The sequence below is a fragment of the Achromobacter sp. 18P8.1.1 genome, assembly GCF_057799415.1.
This window is the reverse complement of the sequence record NZ_JBYOKH010000009.1, coordinates 1-14,857: the sequence shown is the minus strand read 5'-3', so window position 1 is coordinate 14,857 and position 14,857 is coordinate 1. Positions and strand designations below refer to the sequence as shown.

Annotated in this window: 13 protein-coding genes; 8 read left to right on the top strand and 5 right to left on the bottom strand. The window is 66.8% G+C overall.

Going from position 1 to position 14,857, the window contains the following annotated elements; genetic code table 11:
* Nucleotides 1–76 precede the first annotated feature (76 nt).
* The 4 genes from thiL to ribBA all read right to left on the bottom strand — a co-directional run bounded on the left by thiL (nt 77) and on the right by ribBA (nt 3,378).
* Entirely contained in the window at nt 77–1,042 is a 966-nt protein-coding gene (thiL, locus tag AC27VE_RS08355) for a thiamine-phosphate kinase (protein ID WP_488703564.1), read from the bottom strand.
* Between the two features lie 138 nt (nt 1,043–1,180).
* Entirely contained in the window at nt 1,181–1,690 is a 510-nt protein-coding gene (gene nusB, locus AC27VE_RS08350; protein ID WP_006227614.1) for a transcription antitermination factor NusB, read from the bottom strand.
* Nucleotides 1,659–2,189 carry a 6,7-dimethyl-8-ribityllumazine synthase gene (gene ribH, locus AC27VE_RS08345; protein ID WP_006227613.1) on the bottom strand — a complete coding sequence of 177 codons (531 nt, stop codon included), beginning with the start codon at nt 2,187–2,189 and terminating at the stop codon, nt 1,659–1,661. Before ribH ends, nusB begins: the two co-directional genes overlap by 32 nt.
* Before the next feature lie 10 nt (nt 2,190–2,199).
* Nucleotides 2,200–3,378, bottom strand: coding sequence for a bifunctional 3,4-dihydroxy-2-butanone-4-phosphate synthase/GTP cyclohydrolase II (gene ribBA / locus AC27VE_RS08340; protein WP_006227612.1), 1,179 nt, complete (start codon nt 3,376–3,378; stop codon nt 2,200–2,202).
* 158 nt (nt 3,379–3,536) lie between these two features.
* Between ribBA and AC27VE_RS08335 the strand changes: the two genes are divergently transcribed.
* The 8 genes from AC27VE_RS08335 (at nt 3,537) to AC27VE_RS08300 (ending at nt 13,475) form a co-directional block, all read left to right on the top strand.
* Nucleotides 3,537–4,361, top strand: a complete 825-nt coding sequence (locus tag AC27VE_RS08335; protein WP_488703563.1) for an HAD-IIB family hydrolase — start codon at nt 3,537–3,539, stop codon at nt 4,359–4,361.
* Nucleotides 4,362–4,371: 10 nt separating this feature from the next.
* Entirely contained in the window at nt 4,372–5,187 is an 816-nt protein-coding gene (locus AC27VE_RS08330; protein WP_006227610.1) for an IclR family transcriptional regulator, read from the top strand.
* 204 nt (nt 5,188–5,391) lie between these two features.
* The gene (phnD, locus tag AC27VE_RS08325; RefSeq protein WP_488703562.1) at nt 5,392–6,390 is read left to right on the top strand and encodes a phosphate/phosphite/phosphonate ABC transporter substrate-binding protein; all 999 of its coding nucleotides are present in this window, start codon (nt 5,392–5,394) and stop codon (nt 6,388–6,390) included.
* A gap of 6 nt (nt 6,391–6,396) precedes the next feature.
* Nucleotides 6,397–7,167, top strand: coding sequence for a phosphonate ABC transporter ATP-binding protein (gene phnC / locus AC27VE_RS08320; protein WP_006227608.1), 771 nt, complete (start codon nt 6,397–6,399; stop codon nt 7,165–7,167).
* The gene (phnE, locus tag AC27VE_RS08315) at nt 7,164–8,048 is read left to right on the top strand and encodes a phosphonate ABC transporter, permease protein PhnE (RefSeq protein WP_488703561.1); all 885 of its coding nucleotides are present in this window, start codon (nt 7,164–7,166) and stop codon (nt 8,046–8,048) included. Before phnC ends, phnE (AC27VE_RS08315) begins: the two co-directional genes overlap by 4 nt.
* Nucleotides 8,045–8,869 (top strand): phosphonate ABC transporter, permease protein PhnE, encoded by an 825-nt coding sequence (gene phnE, locus AC27VE_RS08310; protein WP_006227606.1) that lies wholly within the window; start codon nt 8,045–8,047, stop codon nt 8,867–8,869. Before phnE (AC27VE_RS08315) ends, phnE (AC27VE_RS08310) begins: the two co-directional genes overlap by 4 nt.
* Before the next feature lie 218 nt (nt 8,870–9,087).
* On the top strand, nt 9,088–10,746 hold the full coding sequence (locus AC27VE_RS08305; RefSeq protein WP_488703560.1) for a CYTH and CHAD domain-containing protein: 1,659 nt from the start codon (nt 9,088–9,090) through the stop codon (nt 10,744–10,746).
* Between the two features lie 533 nt (nt 10,747–11,279).
* Complete coding sequence (locus AC27VE_RS08300; protein WP_488703559.1) at nt 11,280–13,475, top strand: phosphocholine-specific phospholipase C; 2,196 nt, start codon at nt 11,280–11,282, stop codon at nt 13,473–13,475.
* 73 nt (nt 13,476–13,548) lie between these two features.
* Here AC27VE_RS08300 and ftsY read toward each other — a convergent pair whose 3' ends face one another.
* A complete protein-coding gene (gene ftsY / locus AC27VE_RS08295; protein WP_488703558.1) occupies nt 13,549–14,613 on the bottom strand; it encodes a signal recognition particle-docking protein FtsY in 1,065 nt (354 codons plus the stop codon).
* Nucleotides 14,614–14,857 lie beyond the last annotated feature (244 nt).

Genomic DNA, 14,857 nt, shown 5'->3' with positions numbered 1-14,857 from the left:
ATGGCTTTTCGGTAAGGGACATGGCGTTCCTGGGCCGTTGATAGAGGGGGAATGTCGGTAGGGGAACCGCTGCGGATCAGGCTGCGGGAAAGTGATCGAAACCGGCCGGCAGCGCGGTCATCGGCTGGCCCTGCCCGTCCAGCACGGTCAGGCCCGCCTGCGCCAGCGTGTGGCCCACCCGGGTCACGCGGGCATTGGCTGCGCGGGCGGCTTGCGCCACAGCATCGCGGCGGGCGGCGGGCGCGGTAAAGCACAGCTGATAGACGTCGCCGCCGCCCAGCACTGCGCGGCGCAACAGTGCCTCGTCCATGCCCGCCAGGGCCGTGGCCGCCGGCATCCGGGCGTACTCCAGGCAAGCGCCCACCCGGCTGGCGGCCAGGATGTGGCCCAGGTCTTGCAGCAGCCCGTCGGACAGATCGATGGCGGCGTGCGCGATGCCGCGCAGCGCCAGCCCCAGCGCAACCTGCGGTTGGGGCCATTCCAGTGCGTCACGGGTCGCGGCCAGCAAGGACGCATCGACCGGATACTGGCCGTCCAGCAGGCGATAGGCCACGTCGGCCGCGCCCAGTTCGCCCGATACCCAGATATCGTCGCCCGCCTGCGCGCCGTCGCGCCGCAGCGCCTGGCCGGCGGGCACAGCGCCGAACACGGTGACGCTGATCGCCAGGTCATGCGCGCTGCGCGTGGTGTCGCCGCCGATCAGCGGGCAGCCATGGGCATCGGCCAAGGCGTGAAACCCGTCCGCGAAGGCGGCCAGCCAGGGCTCGTCCAGGCGCGGCAAGGCCAGCCCCAGCACGCAGCCAATCGGCCGGGCGCCCATGGCGGCCAGGTCAGACAGGTTCACGGCCAGGGCCTTGTGGCCCAGGGCGCGAGGATCCACGTCGGGAAAGAAATGGCGGCCTTCCAGCAGCAGGTCGGTGCTGGTGGCGACCTGTTCGCCAGGCGGTACAGGAAACAGGGCGCAATCGTCGCCCACGCCCAGCAGGCCCGTCGGTGCGGTCCGGGTGAAATAGCGCGCGATCAGATCGAATTCGGACGCCACGGCAACTCCGAGAAGCCGGTCGGGAAACCGGCGGTGAAACAAGCCGAAGGGGTCAGACGCAGGCCACGCCTGGCGCACCGGCTAGGGTACGCGCAGGGCGGCATGCGCCTGACCCCTTCGGAGTCCGGCAAGCGCGGGTCAGCGCCGCTGTTGGGCGGCGGCCTGGACCTCGTTCGCACGCACGTCGGCAGCCAGCTTGTCGAGCACGCCGTTGACGAACTTGAAGCCGTCGGTGCCGCCAAACGATTTGGCAAGCTCAACGGCTTCGTTGATGGCGACCTTGTACGGCACTTCGACATGATGAATCAGTTCGAAGCTGCCGATCAGCAGGATGCCATGCTCAACGGGCGACAGCTCGGCCAGCGGGCGGTCGACGTAAGGCGTGAACCGCTCGCGCAACGCGGGCGCTTCGCGCAGGACGCCGTGCAGCAAGGTCTTGAACCACTGCGCGTCGGCCTCGGAAAAATCCTCGGTGTCGCGCAGGTGGGCATCGATCTCGCCGGCGTCTTGCGTGCCTTCGCCACCGCGCAGCAGCCACGCGTACACGCCCTGCAGCGCGAATTCGCGTGCACGGCGGCGGGCGCTGCGCGCATTGGCGCGGGCTTGCGCCGCGCTATCAGCGCTGGTCGTCGTCTTCTTCGTCGTCAAAATCTTCGTCCTCGTCTTCGTCGTCTTCGTCTTCTTCCTCGGGTTCCAGCGCCGCCACCAGGTTGGCCATTTCAACGGCCACCTGAGCGCAATCGCGGCCCTTGCCGGCGGCGCGGGCTTGCGCCTGCTCGTCGGTGTCGACGGTCAACACGCCGTTTGCGACGGGGATGCCGGTTTCCAGGGAGATACGGGTGATTGCCATGGCCATTTCATTGCTGACCACTTCAAAGTGATAGGTCTCGCCACGGATGACGGCGCCCAGCGCGATCAAGGCGTCGAATTCAAACGTTTCGGCCATGTGGGACAGGGCCACGCCCAGTTCCAGGGCGCCGGGAACGGTGGCGACCATCACGTCGCGCTCGTCCACGCCCAGTTCGGCCAGTTCCTTCAGGCACGCTTCGAGTTCGGCCTGGCCGATTTCTTCATTGAAACGGGCGCGTACGATGCCGATGTGCAGCCCTTCGCCGTTCAGGTCGGGGGTAAGGATGTAAGGGTTCATGTGTCGGCCTTCAGTGTGTTGCGGGAGTATTCTGCGGGTCGCAATCGTAACCCGTAATGGTGAGCGAAAAGCCCGCCATGCTAGGCATCTTGCGCGGCCGGGCCAGCAGCTTCATCTGGCCCACATTCAGGTCGCGCAGGATCTGGGCGCCGATGCCGTAAGTGCGCAGACCGAAACGGTCCGTGCTGGCGGCCGCGTCGGCCTGAGCCTTCGGGTCATTCCAGCCGGCGATCTGGCCGAACAGGTGCTCGGTGGACGATTGGCAGTTCATCAACACCAGCACCCCGGCCGGAGCGGCTGCAATGGCCTGCAGGGCTTGCGCCACGCCCCAGCTGTGCGGGCTGGCGCCGGTATCCAGCACGTCCAGCACCGAGGCCGGCTCGTGCACGCGCACCAGCGTTTCGACGTCGGGGCTCACGTTACCATGCACCAGCGCCAAATGGGCGGAGCCGGTAGCCGCGTCTTCATAGGCCACGGCCTCGAAGGTGCCCCAGGCCGTCTGCATGGGGCGCTTGCCCACGCGCTTGACGATGGATTCGTGTTCGCTGCGGTATTGGATCAGGTCGGCAATCGTGCCGATCTTCAGGTTGTGCTGGCGGCCGAATTCCACCAGGTCCGGCAGGCGGGCCATGGTGCCGTCCGGCTTCAGGATTTCGCAGATCACCGCGGCGGGCGTCAGGCCGGCCATGGCGGTCAGGTCGCAGCCGGCTTCGGTGTGGCCGGCGCGCACCAGCACGCCGCCGGGCACTGCACGCACGGGGAAGATGTGACCCGGCTGGACCAGGTCGGCCGGCTTGGCGTCGCGCGCCACCGCCACCTGGATGGTGCGGGCGCGGTCGGCGGCCGAAATACCGGTTTCGACGCCCACGGCGGCTTCGATCGACTGTGTGAAATTGGTGCCGTATCGCGTGCCGTTACGGGCCGCCATCATGGGCAGCTCGAGTTGGCGGCAGCGCTCTTCGGTCAGCGTCAGGCACACCAGGCCGCGGCCGTGGGTCACCATGAAGTTGATGGCTTCAGGCGTGACGAATTCGGCGGCCATGACCAGGTCGCCTTCATTTTCACGGTCTTCTTCGTCAACAAGAATGACGATACGGCCGGCGCGCAGCTCGGCGATGATCTCGGCAACCGAAGCGATACCGAAGGATTCCGGCTCGGAGCCGGGCAAAGAGGACAACTGGACGGACATGGCGGGCACGCAAACCAGGCGGGAAAGCCCGGATTTTACCGCCCCTGGCGCCGGATCCCCTATCGGGCCGCCAGAACGGCGTCCAGCCGGGGCATCCGGTTAAACTTTCGGCCGGAGATCCCCCCATAAAAATCACATCCCCAACGAGGAAAAACCCCATGCAAGCCCTTGCGGCCATGCCTTTGACCGTCGCCGCGGCGGTTCGCGTCGTCCTGACCGACATCGACGACACGCTGACCACCGAAGGCCGCCTGCCGGCCGACGCCTACGCCGCGCTGGAGCGCCTGGAACAGGCGGGCATCCAGGTGGTGCCGATCACCGGCCGCCCAGCTGGCTGGTGCGACCATATCGCCCGCATGTGGCCCGTACGCGCCGTGGTGGGGGAGAACGGCGCCTTCTACTACGCCTACGACCGCCAGGCCCGCCGCATGACGACCCATTACTGGACGGACGCCGCCTCGCGCCAGGACAGCCGCAAGCAGCTCGACGCGATCCGCGACCGCGTGCTGGCCGAAGTGCCGGGCTCGGCCGTCGCCAGCGACCAGGACTACCGCGTGGCCGACCTGGCCATCGACTTCTGCGAAGACGTACCCGCCCTGCCCGACTCGGCCATCAGCAAGATCGTCCAAATTTTCCACGACGCCGGCGCCCAGGCCAAGGTCAGTTCGATCCACGTCAACGGCTGGTTCGGCGACTACGACAAGCTGACCATGACCCGCACCATGTTCCAGCGCGAATTCGGCGCGGATGTGGCCAGCGCCTTGGACAGCACGCTGTTCATCGGCGATTCGCCCAACGACGAACCCATGTTCGCGTACTTCCCGATTTCAGTCGGCGTGGCCAACATCCAGGCCCAGCTGCATCGCCTGACGCATCGCCCCGCCTTTGTCGCCGCCTTCCACGGCGGCGCGGGTTTCGTCGAAATGGCGAACCGGCTGCTGGCGGCCCGCCAGGCCCCGCAGCCGCACGCGCAACCGGCCTGAGGTCCGCACCGTGGCCACCACCAAGACTCCCGCCCCCGCCGCCAACGACGGCCGCCGCAGCATCCAGTCCATCGAAGTGGGCGTGCCGCTGCTGGCCGCCCTGGTCGACGCCGCCAAGCCCCTGACCCTGCGCGACCTGGCTGCGGGCGCCGGCATGACGTCCGCCAAGGCGCATCCCTACCTGGTCAGCTTCATCCGCGTGGGCCTGGTGCAGCAAGACGCCATCACCGGCCAGTACGAGCTGGGCCCCTTCGCCTTGCAGATGGGCCTGGTCAGCCTGCAACGGCTGGACCCGGTGCGCATCGCCATGCCCGAGATCGCCAAGCTGCAATCCGAGATCGGCCATACGCTGGGCATCGCGGTGCTGGGCTCGCACGGGCCCACCATGATCCACATGACCGAAGCCAGCTACCCGGTGCACGTGAACATGCGCAAGGGCACCGTGATGTCCATGCTGCACACCGCCACCGGCCTGGTATTCGCGGCCTGGCTGCCGCCCAAGGTCAGCGAGCACTACATCGCCCGCGAAGAAGGCGACACGGCCGTCATCGCCAGCGTGCCGCCCCCACGCAAGGCCTCGCGCGCCAACATCGAAGCCCAGTTGGCCGACATCCGCGTGCACGGCATGGCCCGCGCGCTGGGCAACCCGCTGCCGGGCGTGGACGCCTTGTCGGTGCCCGTGTTCGACAACACCGGCAACATCGTCCTGGGGCTGACCAGCCTGGGGCCCACGGGCCTGTTCGACGTGAGCTGGGACGGCGCCATTGCCCGGCCGCTGCTGGCCTGCGCGCAGGAGATCTCGCGCAAGCTCGGCTACCGGGCCTGACCGGAGTTGGCTTGGGTCTGGCCCCGGGTCCGGATCGGACCCGGTGTCGGACTTGTTCGATTGATCGCAAACAAACGAACATAAAGCGAACAATTCGAACAAAACACGAAAAGAAAGGCAGGGACTTTCCCAAGTGTGCCCGTCCCCGCTTGTGTGGTTGAATTCAGCAAATATTCAAATTCATCCCACAAGAGGAGACAAACCATGCACGCAATGCGTCTATTGCAAGCGGCCTCCCTGGCCGCGTTCGCCGTTGGCGGCACCGCCGCCCACGCCGCCGACACCTGCTCCAACCGGGGCGACCTGGACCAGATGTATTGCGACGCCAATAACGATCTGGTGGCCGATACCCCCACCGACGCCTCCAAGCAGAAGACGCCGTCGACCCTGGTGTTCACCTACACCCCGGTCGAAGACCCGGCGGTCTACGAAGACATTTTCAAGCCGTTCACCAAGCACCTGTCCGAATGCACGGGCAAGCGCGTCGTGTTCTACCAGGTGCAAAGCAACGCCGCGGAAATCGAAGCCATGCGCTCGGGCCGCCTGCACGTGGGCGGCTTTTCGACCGGCCCGACCGCGTTCGCCGTGAACATCGCCGGCGCCGTGCCGTTCGCCGTCAAGGGCTATGCCGACGGCTTCCAGGGCTACAACCTGATCGTCATCGTCAAGAAGGACAGCCCGTACCAGAAGCTGACCGACTTGAAGGGCAAGAAGCTGGCGCACACCGCGCCGTCCTCGAACTCGGGCCACATGGCGCCCGTGGCGCTCTTCCCCAAGGAAGGCCTGACGCCGGACAAGGACTACAAGGTGGTCTTCTCGGGCAAGCACGACCAGTCCGTCATGGGCGTGAACTCCGGGGACTACGACGCCGCCGCCGTGGCCTCCGACGTGTTCAAGCGCATGGTCGAACGCGGCCAGGTCAAGGAAGCCGACTTCCGCGTGATCTACAAGAGCGAGAAATTCCCCACCTCGTCGTTCGCCTACGCGCATGACCTGGAGCCGAAGTTCCGCGACCAGATGCTCAAGTGCTTCTACGACTACCGCTTCCCCGCGGAAATGTCGAAGGCCTTCGACGGCGCCGACCGCTTCTATCCGGTGACCTATCAGAAGGACTGGGCCATCGTCCGCCAGGTGGCTGAATCGGGTGGCGAAAGCTTCAACCGCGCCGCCTACGACCGCGAATCCGCCAAGAGCAAGAAGTAATCCAGCATGACGACGTCGCTACGCATTTCCGGCCTGGTCAAGGAATACCGGGCCGGCCGGCCGGTTCTCAATGGCATCAACCTTGAAATCGCCGGTCAAGGCCTGACCGCCATCATCGGCCCTTCCGGCACCGGCAAGAGCACGCTTCTGCGTTGCATCAACCGCCTGATCGAACCCACCCAGGGCGAGATCGTGCTGCAGTCCAAGGACGGTTCCGTGGATCTGGCTCGCGTGCGCGGCGCGTCGCTGCGCCGCGCGCGCCGGCGCATCGGCATGGTGTTCCAGGAATACAACCTGGTCGAACGCCTGACCGTCATGGAAAACCTGCTGACGGGGCGGTTGGGCTACACCTCCGCCCTGAAGGCCTGGATGCGCCGCTTCGAGCCCGAAGACATCGAGCATGCCTACAAGCTGCTGGATACCGTCGGCCTGGCCGGCTTTGCCGACCAGCGCGCCGATGCGCTGTCGGGCGGCCAGCGCCAGCGGGTGGGCATCGCCCGCGCGCTGATGCAGCGCCCGCAGCTGCTGCTGGCGGACGAACCGACGTCGTCGCTGGACCCCAAGACCTCGGTGGAAATCATGGAGCTGCTGTCCGTTCAGGGCAGCGCCACCGGCATTCCCGTCATCGTGAACATCCACGACGTCGAACTGGCGCGCCGCTACGCCACCCGCATCGTCGGCATGTCCGGCGGACACGTGGTGTATGACGGCGATGGCCAGGGACTGGACGCGACCATGCTCAAGACGATCTACGGAGGCGAGTCTTGGCTGGAATGACGCATCCCCGGGGCAACCGCCCCTTCGCCATGTCCGGGCGCGCCAAGGCGGGCCTGGTGTTGCTGGTGATCTACACCATCTACGCCGGCGCGCAGCTGGATTTCAGCTGGGCACGCTTTGAAACCGGCATGGGACACGCGTCGACCTTTCTTTCGCGCATGTTCCCGCCCAATTTCGAAAAACCCGCGACCTTGTGGAAAGGCATCGCGGAAAGCCTGGAAATCGCGGTGCTGGCCTCGGTGCTGGGCATCCTGTTTGCGCTGCCCGTGGGCCTTTTGGGCGCGCGCAACATGATGCCCGCCTGGGTCTCGTGGCCCGCGCGTTCGCTGGTGGCGCTGTGCCGCGCCCTGCACCCGGTCATCGTCGCCATCCTGTTCGTCAAGGCCGTGGGCTTTGGCGCACTGGCCGGCATCCTGGCGCTGACGGTGGCCTCCATCGGCTTCATCGGCAAGCTGTTCACCGAGGCCATCGAAGAGATCTCGCTCAAGCAGGTGGAAGCCGTGCGCGCAAGCGGCGCCTCGTTCGCCAACGTCATCATCTTCGGCGTGCTGCCGCAGGTGTTCGCCCGCTTCATCGGCTTTGCGACCTACCAGTTCGACTCCAACCTGCGCAACTCCACCATGGTGGGGATCGTGGGCGCGGGCGGCGTGGGCGGCACGCTGTTCTCGGCCTTCCAGCGCTTTGATTACGACTTCGTCAGCGCCATCCTGCTGACGCTGATCGCCATCATCATGCTGGGCGAAATCATCGCAGGCTTCGTGCGTGCCGTGTTCCTGGACAACCTGGGCTTTGACCGCATCCTGCAAGACCGATTCGCGGGCGCCCGCGGCATCGGCTCGACCAAGCCGCCGGCGGCGCGCAAGGCGGAGGTGGAAGAATGAACGTCCATGCCTCCACCCTGAACCCGGCGGGTTCGCCGCGCGTGTGGCAGCGCTACAGCATGGGCCAGCGGCTGCTGCGCTTCGCGCTGTACCTGCTGGTCGTGGCCGCCATCGTCCAGGCCATCCGCGGCGTCGAAGTCATACCGGAGTTCCTGTATGACGCGCCTGAGCAGATGGCCGACCTGTTCCGCCGCATGTGGCCGATCGACTGGGCCTACTACCCGGACGGCGTGCACAACGCGCTGATCGAAACGCTGCACATCGCCACGCTAGGCACCATCCTGTCCGTCTTCATGGCGGTGCCGGTGGGCCTGCTTGCGGCCAACAACCTGACGCCCAGCAAGACCATCAATATGCTGGCCCGGCTGATCCTGGTGTCCAGCCGCTCGGTCAATTCGCTGGTCTGGGCGCTGTTGTTCATCGCCATCTTCGGGCCAGGCGCGCTCGCCGGCACGCTGGCCATCGCGTTCCGCTCGATCGGCTTCGTGGGCAAGCTGGTGGGCGAAGCCATCGAGGAAGCGCAGCGCGGCCCCATCGAGGCCGTGACCGCCACCGGCGCCAGCAAGGCATCGGTGCTGTGGTACGCCTACTGGCCGCAGATCCGCCCCGCGTTCTGGTCCATCGTGCTGCTGCGCTGGGACATCAACGTGCGCGAATCGGCCGTGCTGGGCCTGGTGGGCGCCGGCGGCATCGGCATGGCGCTGGACACCGCGTTGAACCTGTTCCAGTGGGACCGCGTCGCGCTGGTGCTGGCCGCGATCTTCGTGGTGGTCGTCTTGGCCGAAATCATCATCACCCAGGCGCGCAAACGCATTCTTTAACCGCGTCCCCGTTTTACGCTTGTCGGTTTCCCCTGACCAGCGCTCCTTGGCGCCGCCCTTGTAAAAGGGGCGGCGTTTTTTCTTGCCTGGCGGGCGCCTCCGCTTGTCCGCGACGCGCGTTCACGTCTATGCTCAATGTGAACAAAATATGAACCGTCATCAAATCCCGCCCCCCGGTTGATTAAGATCTCGGCTTTTGCCGTTGGACACCCACCGCCATGTCGGAACAGGAATTGAAACTGCACGTGCCCACGGCTTCGCGCCAGGCCGTGCTGCGAGAGATCAAGCAACGCGAGGCCACGCGCATCCGCCTGCATGCCATGTATTTCGACACGCCCGAACGCGAACTCGCGCGGGCGCGCATCGCCATCCGGCTGCGCCAGGAGGGCCGCGACTGGGTCCAGACGCTGAAGATGCCCGGCATCAACGCCATCACCCGCATTGAACTGAACCACCCGCGCCCCGGTCCCGTGCTGGACCTGTCGGTGTATGCGGGCACCGAAGTCGAAGCCGCGCTTGCCGCCGTCAAGGGTGAACTTGGCCTGCGCTACGAAACCGATGTGCAGCGCCTGCTGCGCAAGGTCCGCACGCGCTTTGGCACCGTAGAGCTTGCGTACGACACCGGCATCCTGCGCGCCGGCGCGTTGGAACTGCCCATCTCGGAACTGGAATTCGAACTGGTGTCGGGCCGCCCTGCCGCCATCTTTGCCAGCGCACGCGGCTGGCAGCAGCGCCACAGCCTCGTGCTGGATCCGCGCAGCAAATCCGAACGCGGTGACGCGCTGGCCCAGTTGGCGCAACGCCTGGCCGATGTGGACGCCCTCCCCGGCGACGATCTGGAAGCCCGCCGCGCCCAGGCCATCGCCCAGTTCTGGGCGCCGCGCGGCGCGGCCGCCGTGAAGCTGCGCGACGATATGACGCCGTCGCAGGCAATGGGCCGCATCGCTGCGGAATGCCTGGACCAGATCGCGCGCAACGCCGCGGTGCTGGCCGAGGTAGACACGGAAGGCGTGTACCGCGCCGGCAACTCCGAACACGTGCACCAGTTGCGCGTGGGCGTGCGCCGCCTGCGGTCGGCCTGGAAACTCTTCGACGGCTGGATCGCGCCGGTGCCTGACGCCATGCTGCAAGGCGTGCGTACGCACTTCGCCGCCTTCGGCGCCAACCGCGATCAGGACGTGCTGAACGAAACCGTGGCGCCCGCGCTGATCCGAGCCGGCATGCCCGTGATTCCGATGGAAGCCGCGCCGCCCGAACAAGACGCCCAGACCATTGCCGGCGGCAAGGCCTTCCAGGCCTGGTTGCTGGAACTGCTGGAGTGGAGCCTGGATGTGCCGCCTGCGGTGCCCGCCGGCAATGGCCAGACCATCGCCAACGGCACGCCCAGCGACGCGGCGCCCGAGCCTGCCATCCGCCTGGAAGGCGGCGTGGCCGGCCCCAGCGTCAAGCCCACCATCATCCCCATGCTGGCGCCGGAACCCGATCCGCAGCGCCTGCACAAGCAATTGGCGCGCCGCCTGCATCGCTGGCACAGCAAGGTGGCCGACCAGGGCACGCAGTTCGCCACGCTGGACATCCCCACGCGGCACGAGCTGCGCAAGCGCGGCAAGCGACTGCGCTACAGCCTGGCGTTTGCGGAATCGCTGTTGCCCTCGGGCAAGCTGCGCGGCTACCGCAAGCTGCTGTCCAAGGTGCAGGACGTGCTGGGCGAAATCAACGACTTGGCCGTCGCCAAGGAATACTACGAGTCGTGTACGGCCACGCACCCGCAAGCCTGGTTCGCGCTGGGCTGGATCAGCGCACGCTTGGACGAGCTGGCCGACGAAGCGCAGAAAGCCTTCGATAACCTGGCGCGCAGCAAGCCGTTCTGGAAGTAAAACGCCGCATGTCGCGCCATGGCCCGGGCGGCCATGGCGGGCGCGCGCGTTTACCGCAGCGGCAAGTCAATCGTTGAATACGTTTTCACTTCGACACGCATCTAGCACCGCGTTTCAAAAAAAGCGGCGCGCACAGCAACGGGTCAGCTGGCTGTCAAAAGAACGACATCCGACGCGCCAATACTGGATCGCTGTCGTCCGGCCAGCATGCGCCGGGCGCTCTCGTGGCCCGCAGCATCCGCCCGACATTCGTCCTGTGTGACGGCAACGGCCCCTGCGGGCCGTCAGCCCATCCACACCTGACCGAACCATGGAACCCACTTCCCACTTGCTCGCCCATGCAAGACGAGGCCTCGCGGCCTTTTGTGCACTGTCGCTCGTGTTTTCGCTGTCCGCTTGCGGCGGCGACGACAACGATTCGGACGAACCGGCTCCTCCCCCACCTACGACGCCCACCACGCCACCCGCCGCGTGCGCGTCGCACTGCGCCCCATGAGCCCGTTCCCCTCCGACCTTCAACGACAGAGAAGCCAATGACGTTCGACGCCTCAAAGAGAAAGTTCTTCAAGACCACGCTGGGAACCACGGCGGCCGTAAGCGCCTTGTCGATGTTCCCGCCCAGCATCCGCCGCGCCCTGGCCATTGAAGCCAGCAGCCCGACCGGCACCATCCAGGACGTCAAGCACGTCGTGATGTTGATGCTGGAAAACCGTTCCTTCGACGGCTACTTCGGCACCTTCCCCGGCGTGCGCGGCTTCGGCGACCGCTTCCCCATTCCGCTGGCCAACGGCAAGTCCGTGTTCCACCAGACGCGCAGCGATGGCACCGAAGAGCTGCCCTATCACCTGGACACGACGCTAGGCAACGCCCAGCGCGCCGGCAGCACGCCGCACTCGTGGCCCAATTGCCAGGCGGCCTGGGATCATGGCCGCATGAACAAGTGGCCCAGCGCCAAGCAGCCGTTGTCGATGGGCTATTACGAGAACGCGGAAGTCCCGTTCCACCGCGCGCTGGCTGACGCCTTCACGCTGTGCGACAACTACCACTGTGCGATGCACGCGGGCACCATCCCCAACCGCCTGTTCTTCTGGACCGGCACCAACGGCCCGTCCGGCGACAATGTATCGGTGGTGATGAACGAAATGAACGACGGCGCCGACGTCGGTCCGTCCACCGAAGGCTGGACGTGGACCACCTACGCCGACCGCCTGCAAAAGGCCGGCGTCAGCTGGAAGGTCTACCAGAACATTCCGGACAACTTCGGCTGCAACGAGATGATGAGCTTCCGGCACTGGCGCGCCGAGATCGAAAAGATGCCGGCTGACCGGCAGGTGACCAACCAGGGCGGCCCCGCCTACAACCCCGCCATCGACGACCAGTACAGCCCGTTGGCCAAGGGCTTCGGCAACACCATGCCCGACGGCGGCTTCCTGCAGAGCCTGCGCGACGACGTCATGAACGGCACGCTGCCCGAGGTGTCGTGGATCATTCCGCCGGCCGCATACAGCGAACACCCCGGCCCTTCCAGCCCCGCCAAGGGCGCGTGGTACATCCAGGCCGCGCTGGACGCCTTGACGCAATCGCCCGAGGTCTGGAGCAAGACCGTGTTCCTCGTCACCTACGACGAGAACGACGGCTTCTTCGACCACATGCCCACGCCGTCCGCGCCGTCACGCAACGACGACGGCAGCTTGGCGGGCAAGTCCACGCTGACGGACGCCGAGATGGCGTTCGAGTACTTCACGTACCCTCCCGCCACGCCCAAGCAACTGACCGCCGACGGCAAGCCGTTCGGTCCCGGCATGCGCGTGCCGATGTGGGTGATTTCGCCGTGGAGCCGTGGCGGCTGGGTCAATTCGCAGGTGTTCGACCACACCTCGGCGCTGCGCTTCCTGGAGCAGCGCTTCGGCGTCATCGAGCCCAATATCAGCGCATTCCGCCGCGCGGTTTGCGGCGACCTCACCTCCACCCTGAATTTCGTGTCGCCCAACAGCGCCGCGCTGCCGACCTTGCCGGGCCGCACGACCAAGACGGATGCCGACGGGCTGACGACCTGGCAGGAAGCGCAGCCCGCCATCGCCGTCCCCACGCAACAGACGCTCGCCAAGCAGGCGCCCGGCACGCGCCCGTCGCGCGCCCTGCCCTACGAGCTGCACACGAGCGCCCGCGAAGAGGCGCGCGAGAACCGAGTAAGGCTGCTGTTCGCCAACGCCAGCAGCAGCCAGGCGGCGGCCGTCTTCCATGTGTACGACAAGCTGCACCTGGATCGCATTCCCCGCCGCTATGTGGTCGAGGCGGGCAAGTCGCTGGAGGATGCCTGGGACGTCTCCGGCGACAGCGGCAAGTACGACCTGTGGGTGCTGGGGCCGAACGGCTATCACCGCGCCTTTGCGGGTGATCTGATGCAGACGGGCGGCGCGCAGCCCGAGATCCAGGTTTGCTACGTGCCTTGCGACGACCCGCAGGTGCAGGTCAAGCTGCACAACAACGGCAGCCAGGCTTGCACGTTCAACGTGCGCGCGATGGCGTACCGCAGCGACGGCCCCTGGACCGCCACCGTGCAACCGGGCCAGACCGGCGAACTGAGCTGGCCGGTCGGCGACAGCGGCCAGTGGTACGACTTTGCGGTGGCCTGCGACGGCTACGGTGCATTCCAGCGCCGTTTTGCCGGGCGCATGGAAACGGGCAAAGACGGCGTCAGCGACCCGGCGATGGGCCAAGTCGGCTGAGGCTTGATTCAGCGCCAATAGAAACGGGGCGGCGCTTGCGCGCCGCCCCGTTTTTGTTCCTTCTGCGGATAGCTCAGTCCGACAACAAGGCCGCGGCGAACTCGTCCGCCACGAACGGCTGCAAGTCTTCCAGGCTTTCGCCCACGCCGATCCAGTACACCGGAATCGGGCGTACGCCCTGGCTGCCGGCCGCGACCGCTGCCAAGGTGCCGCCCTTGGCGGTGCCGTCCAGCTTGGTCACGACCAGGCCCGTCAGCGTGATGGCCGCGTCGAACGCACGGATCTGCGCCAACGCGTTCTGCCCGGTGTTGCCGTCCACCACCAGCAGCACTTCATGCGGTGCGGTGGCGTCCGCCTTGCCGATGACGCGGCGGATCTTCTTCAGTTCTTCCATCAGGTGCAGTTGCGTGGGCAAGCGGCCGGCGGTATCCACCATGACCACGCCCATGCCGCGCGCGCGGCCCGCGTTGACCGAATCGAATGCCACGGCGGCGGGGTCGCCGCCATCCTGCGCGATCACGCTGACGTTGTTGCGGCTGCCCCATTCCACGAGCTGTTCGCGCGCCGCGGCGCGGAACGTGTCGCCCGCGGCCAGCAGGACGCTGGCACCCTGGCGTTGGAACGTGTGGGCCAGCTTGCCGATGGACGTCGTCTTGCCCGCGCCGTTCACGCCGGCGATCATCACCACCAGCGGCTTGGCGCGGGTCAGGTCAAACGCGCGCTCCAGCGGACGCAGGTGATCGGCCAGCAACTGGCGCAGCGCCGTCTTCACCTTGGCCGGGTCTTCGATGCGTTCCTTCTTGACGCGCGCACGCAGCGCGGTCAGCAGCTTCTCGGTGGCCTCGAGGCCGGCATCGGCCATAATGAGCGCCGATTCGAGTTCCTCGAACAGGTTTTCGTCGACCTTGACGCCGATGAAGATGCCGCCAATGCTCTGGCCAGTGCGCGACAAACCCTGCTTCAACCGCGACAGCCACGACGCCTTCTTGGGCGCCTCGACGGCAACGGGTTCAGCGGCGGGAGGCGGCGCAGGCACAGGGGCCGGCGCCGGGGCGATTGCCGCAACAGGTGGCGCTGGAGCCGGCGTGGGAGCCGGCGTGGGCGCCGGTGCGGGCGAAGGTGCTGCGGCCGGAACCACGGCGACCGGCGGCGGGCTGACCGGCGCCTGGACGGGGGCCTGAAAGGGGGCCTGAACGGAGGCCTGGACCGGAGCTTGAACCGGTGTTTGAACCGGCGCCTGAACAGGAGCCTGGACCGGTGCCTCGGCTCGCGCATACGGCGCTACAGTCGGCGTAGGCGTCGCAGCCGGCGGCGCGGCAGGCGCGGTCGGTGCGGGGGTCGGCTCGAAAGCAGGACGGGAAACCGGCGCAGGCGCCGGTGCA

What these genes read in the sequence shown, in the direction of transcription:
- ribH (WP_006227613.1), bottom strand. Translation starts at nt 2,189, where the DNA reads ATGAACCCTTACATCCTTACCCCCGACCTGAACGGCGAAGGGCTGCAC.
- ribBA (WP_006227612.1), bottom strand. Translation starts at nt 3,378, where the DNA reads ATGTCCGTCCAGTTGTCCTCTTTGCCCGGCTCCGAGCCGGAATCCTTC.
- AC27VE_RS08335 (WP_488703563.1), top strand. Translation starts at nt 3,537, where the DNA reads ATGCAAGCCCTTGCGGCCATGCCTTTGACCGTCGCCGCGGCGGTTCGC.
- phnD (WP_488703562.1), top strand. Translation starts at nt 5,392, where the DNA reads ATGCACGCAATGCGTCTATTGCAAGCGGCCTCCCTGGCCGCGTTCGCC.
- phnC (WP_006227608.1), top strand. Translation starts at nt 6,397, where the DNA reads ATGACGACGTCGCTACGCATTTCCGGCCTGGTCAAGGAATACCGGGCC.
- phnE (WP_488703561.1), top strand. Translation starts at nt 7,164, where the DNA reads ATGACGCATCCCCGGGGCAACCGCCCCTTCGCCATGTCCGGGCGCGCC.
- phnE (WP_006227606.1), top strand. Translation starts at nt 8,045, where the DNA reads ATGAACGTCCATGCCTCCACCCTGAACCCGGCGGGTTCGCCGCGCGTG.
- AC27VE_RS08305 (WP_488703560.1), top strand. Translation starts at nt 9,088, where the DNA reads ATGTCGGAACAGGAATTGAAACTGCACGTGCCCACGGCTTCGCGCCAG.
- AC27VE_RS08300 (WP_488703559.1), top strand. Translation starts at nt 11,280, where the DNA reads ATGACGTTCGACGCCTCAAAGAGAAAGTTCTTCAAGACCACGCTGGGA.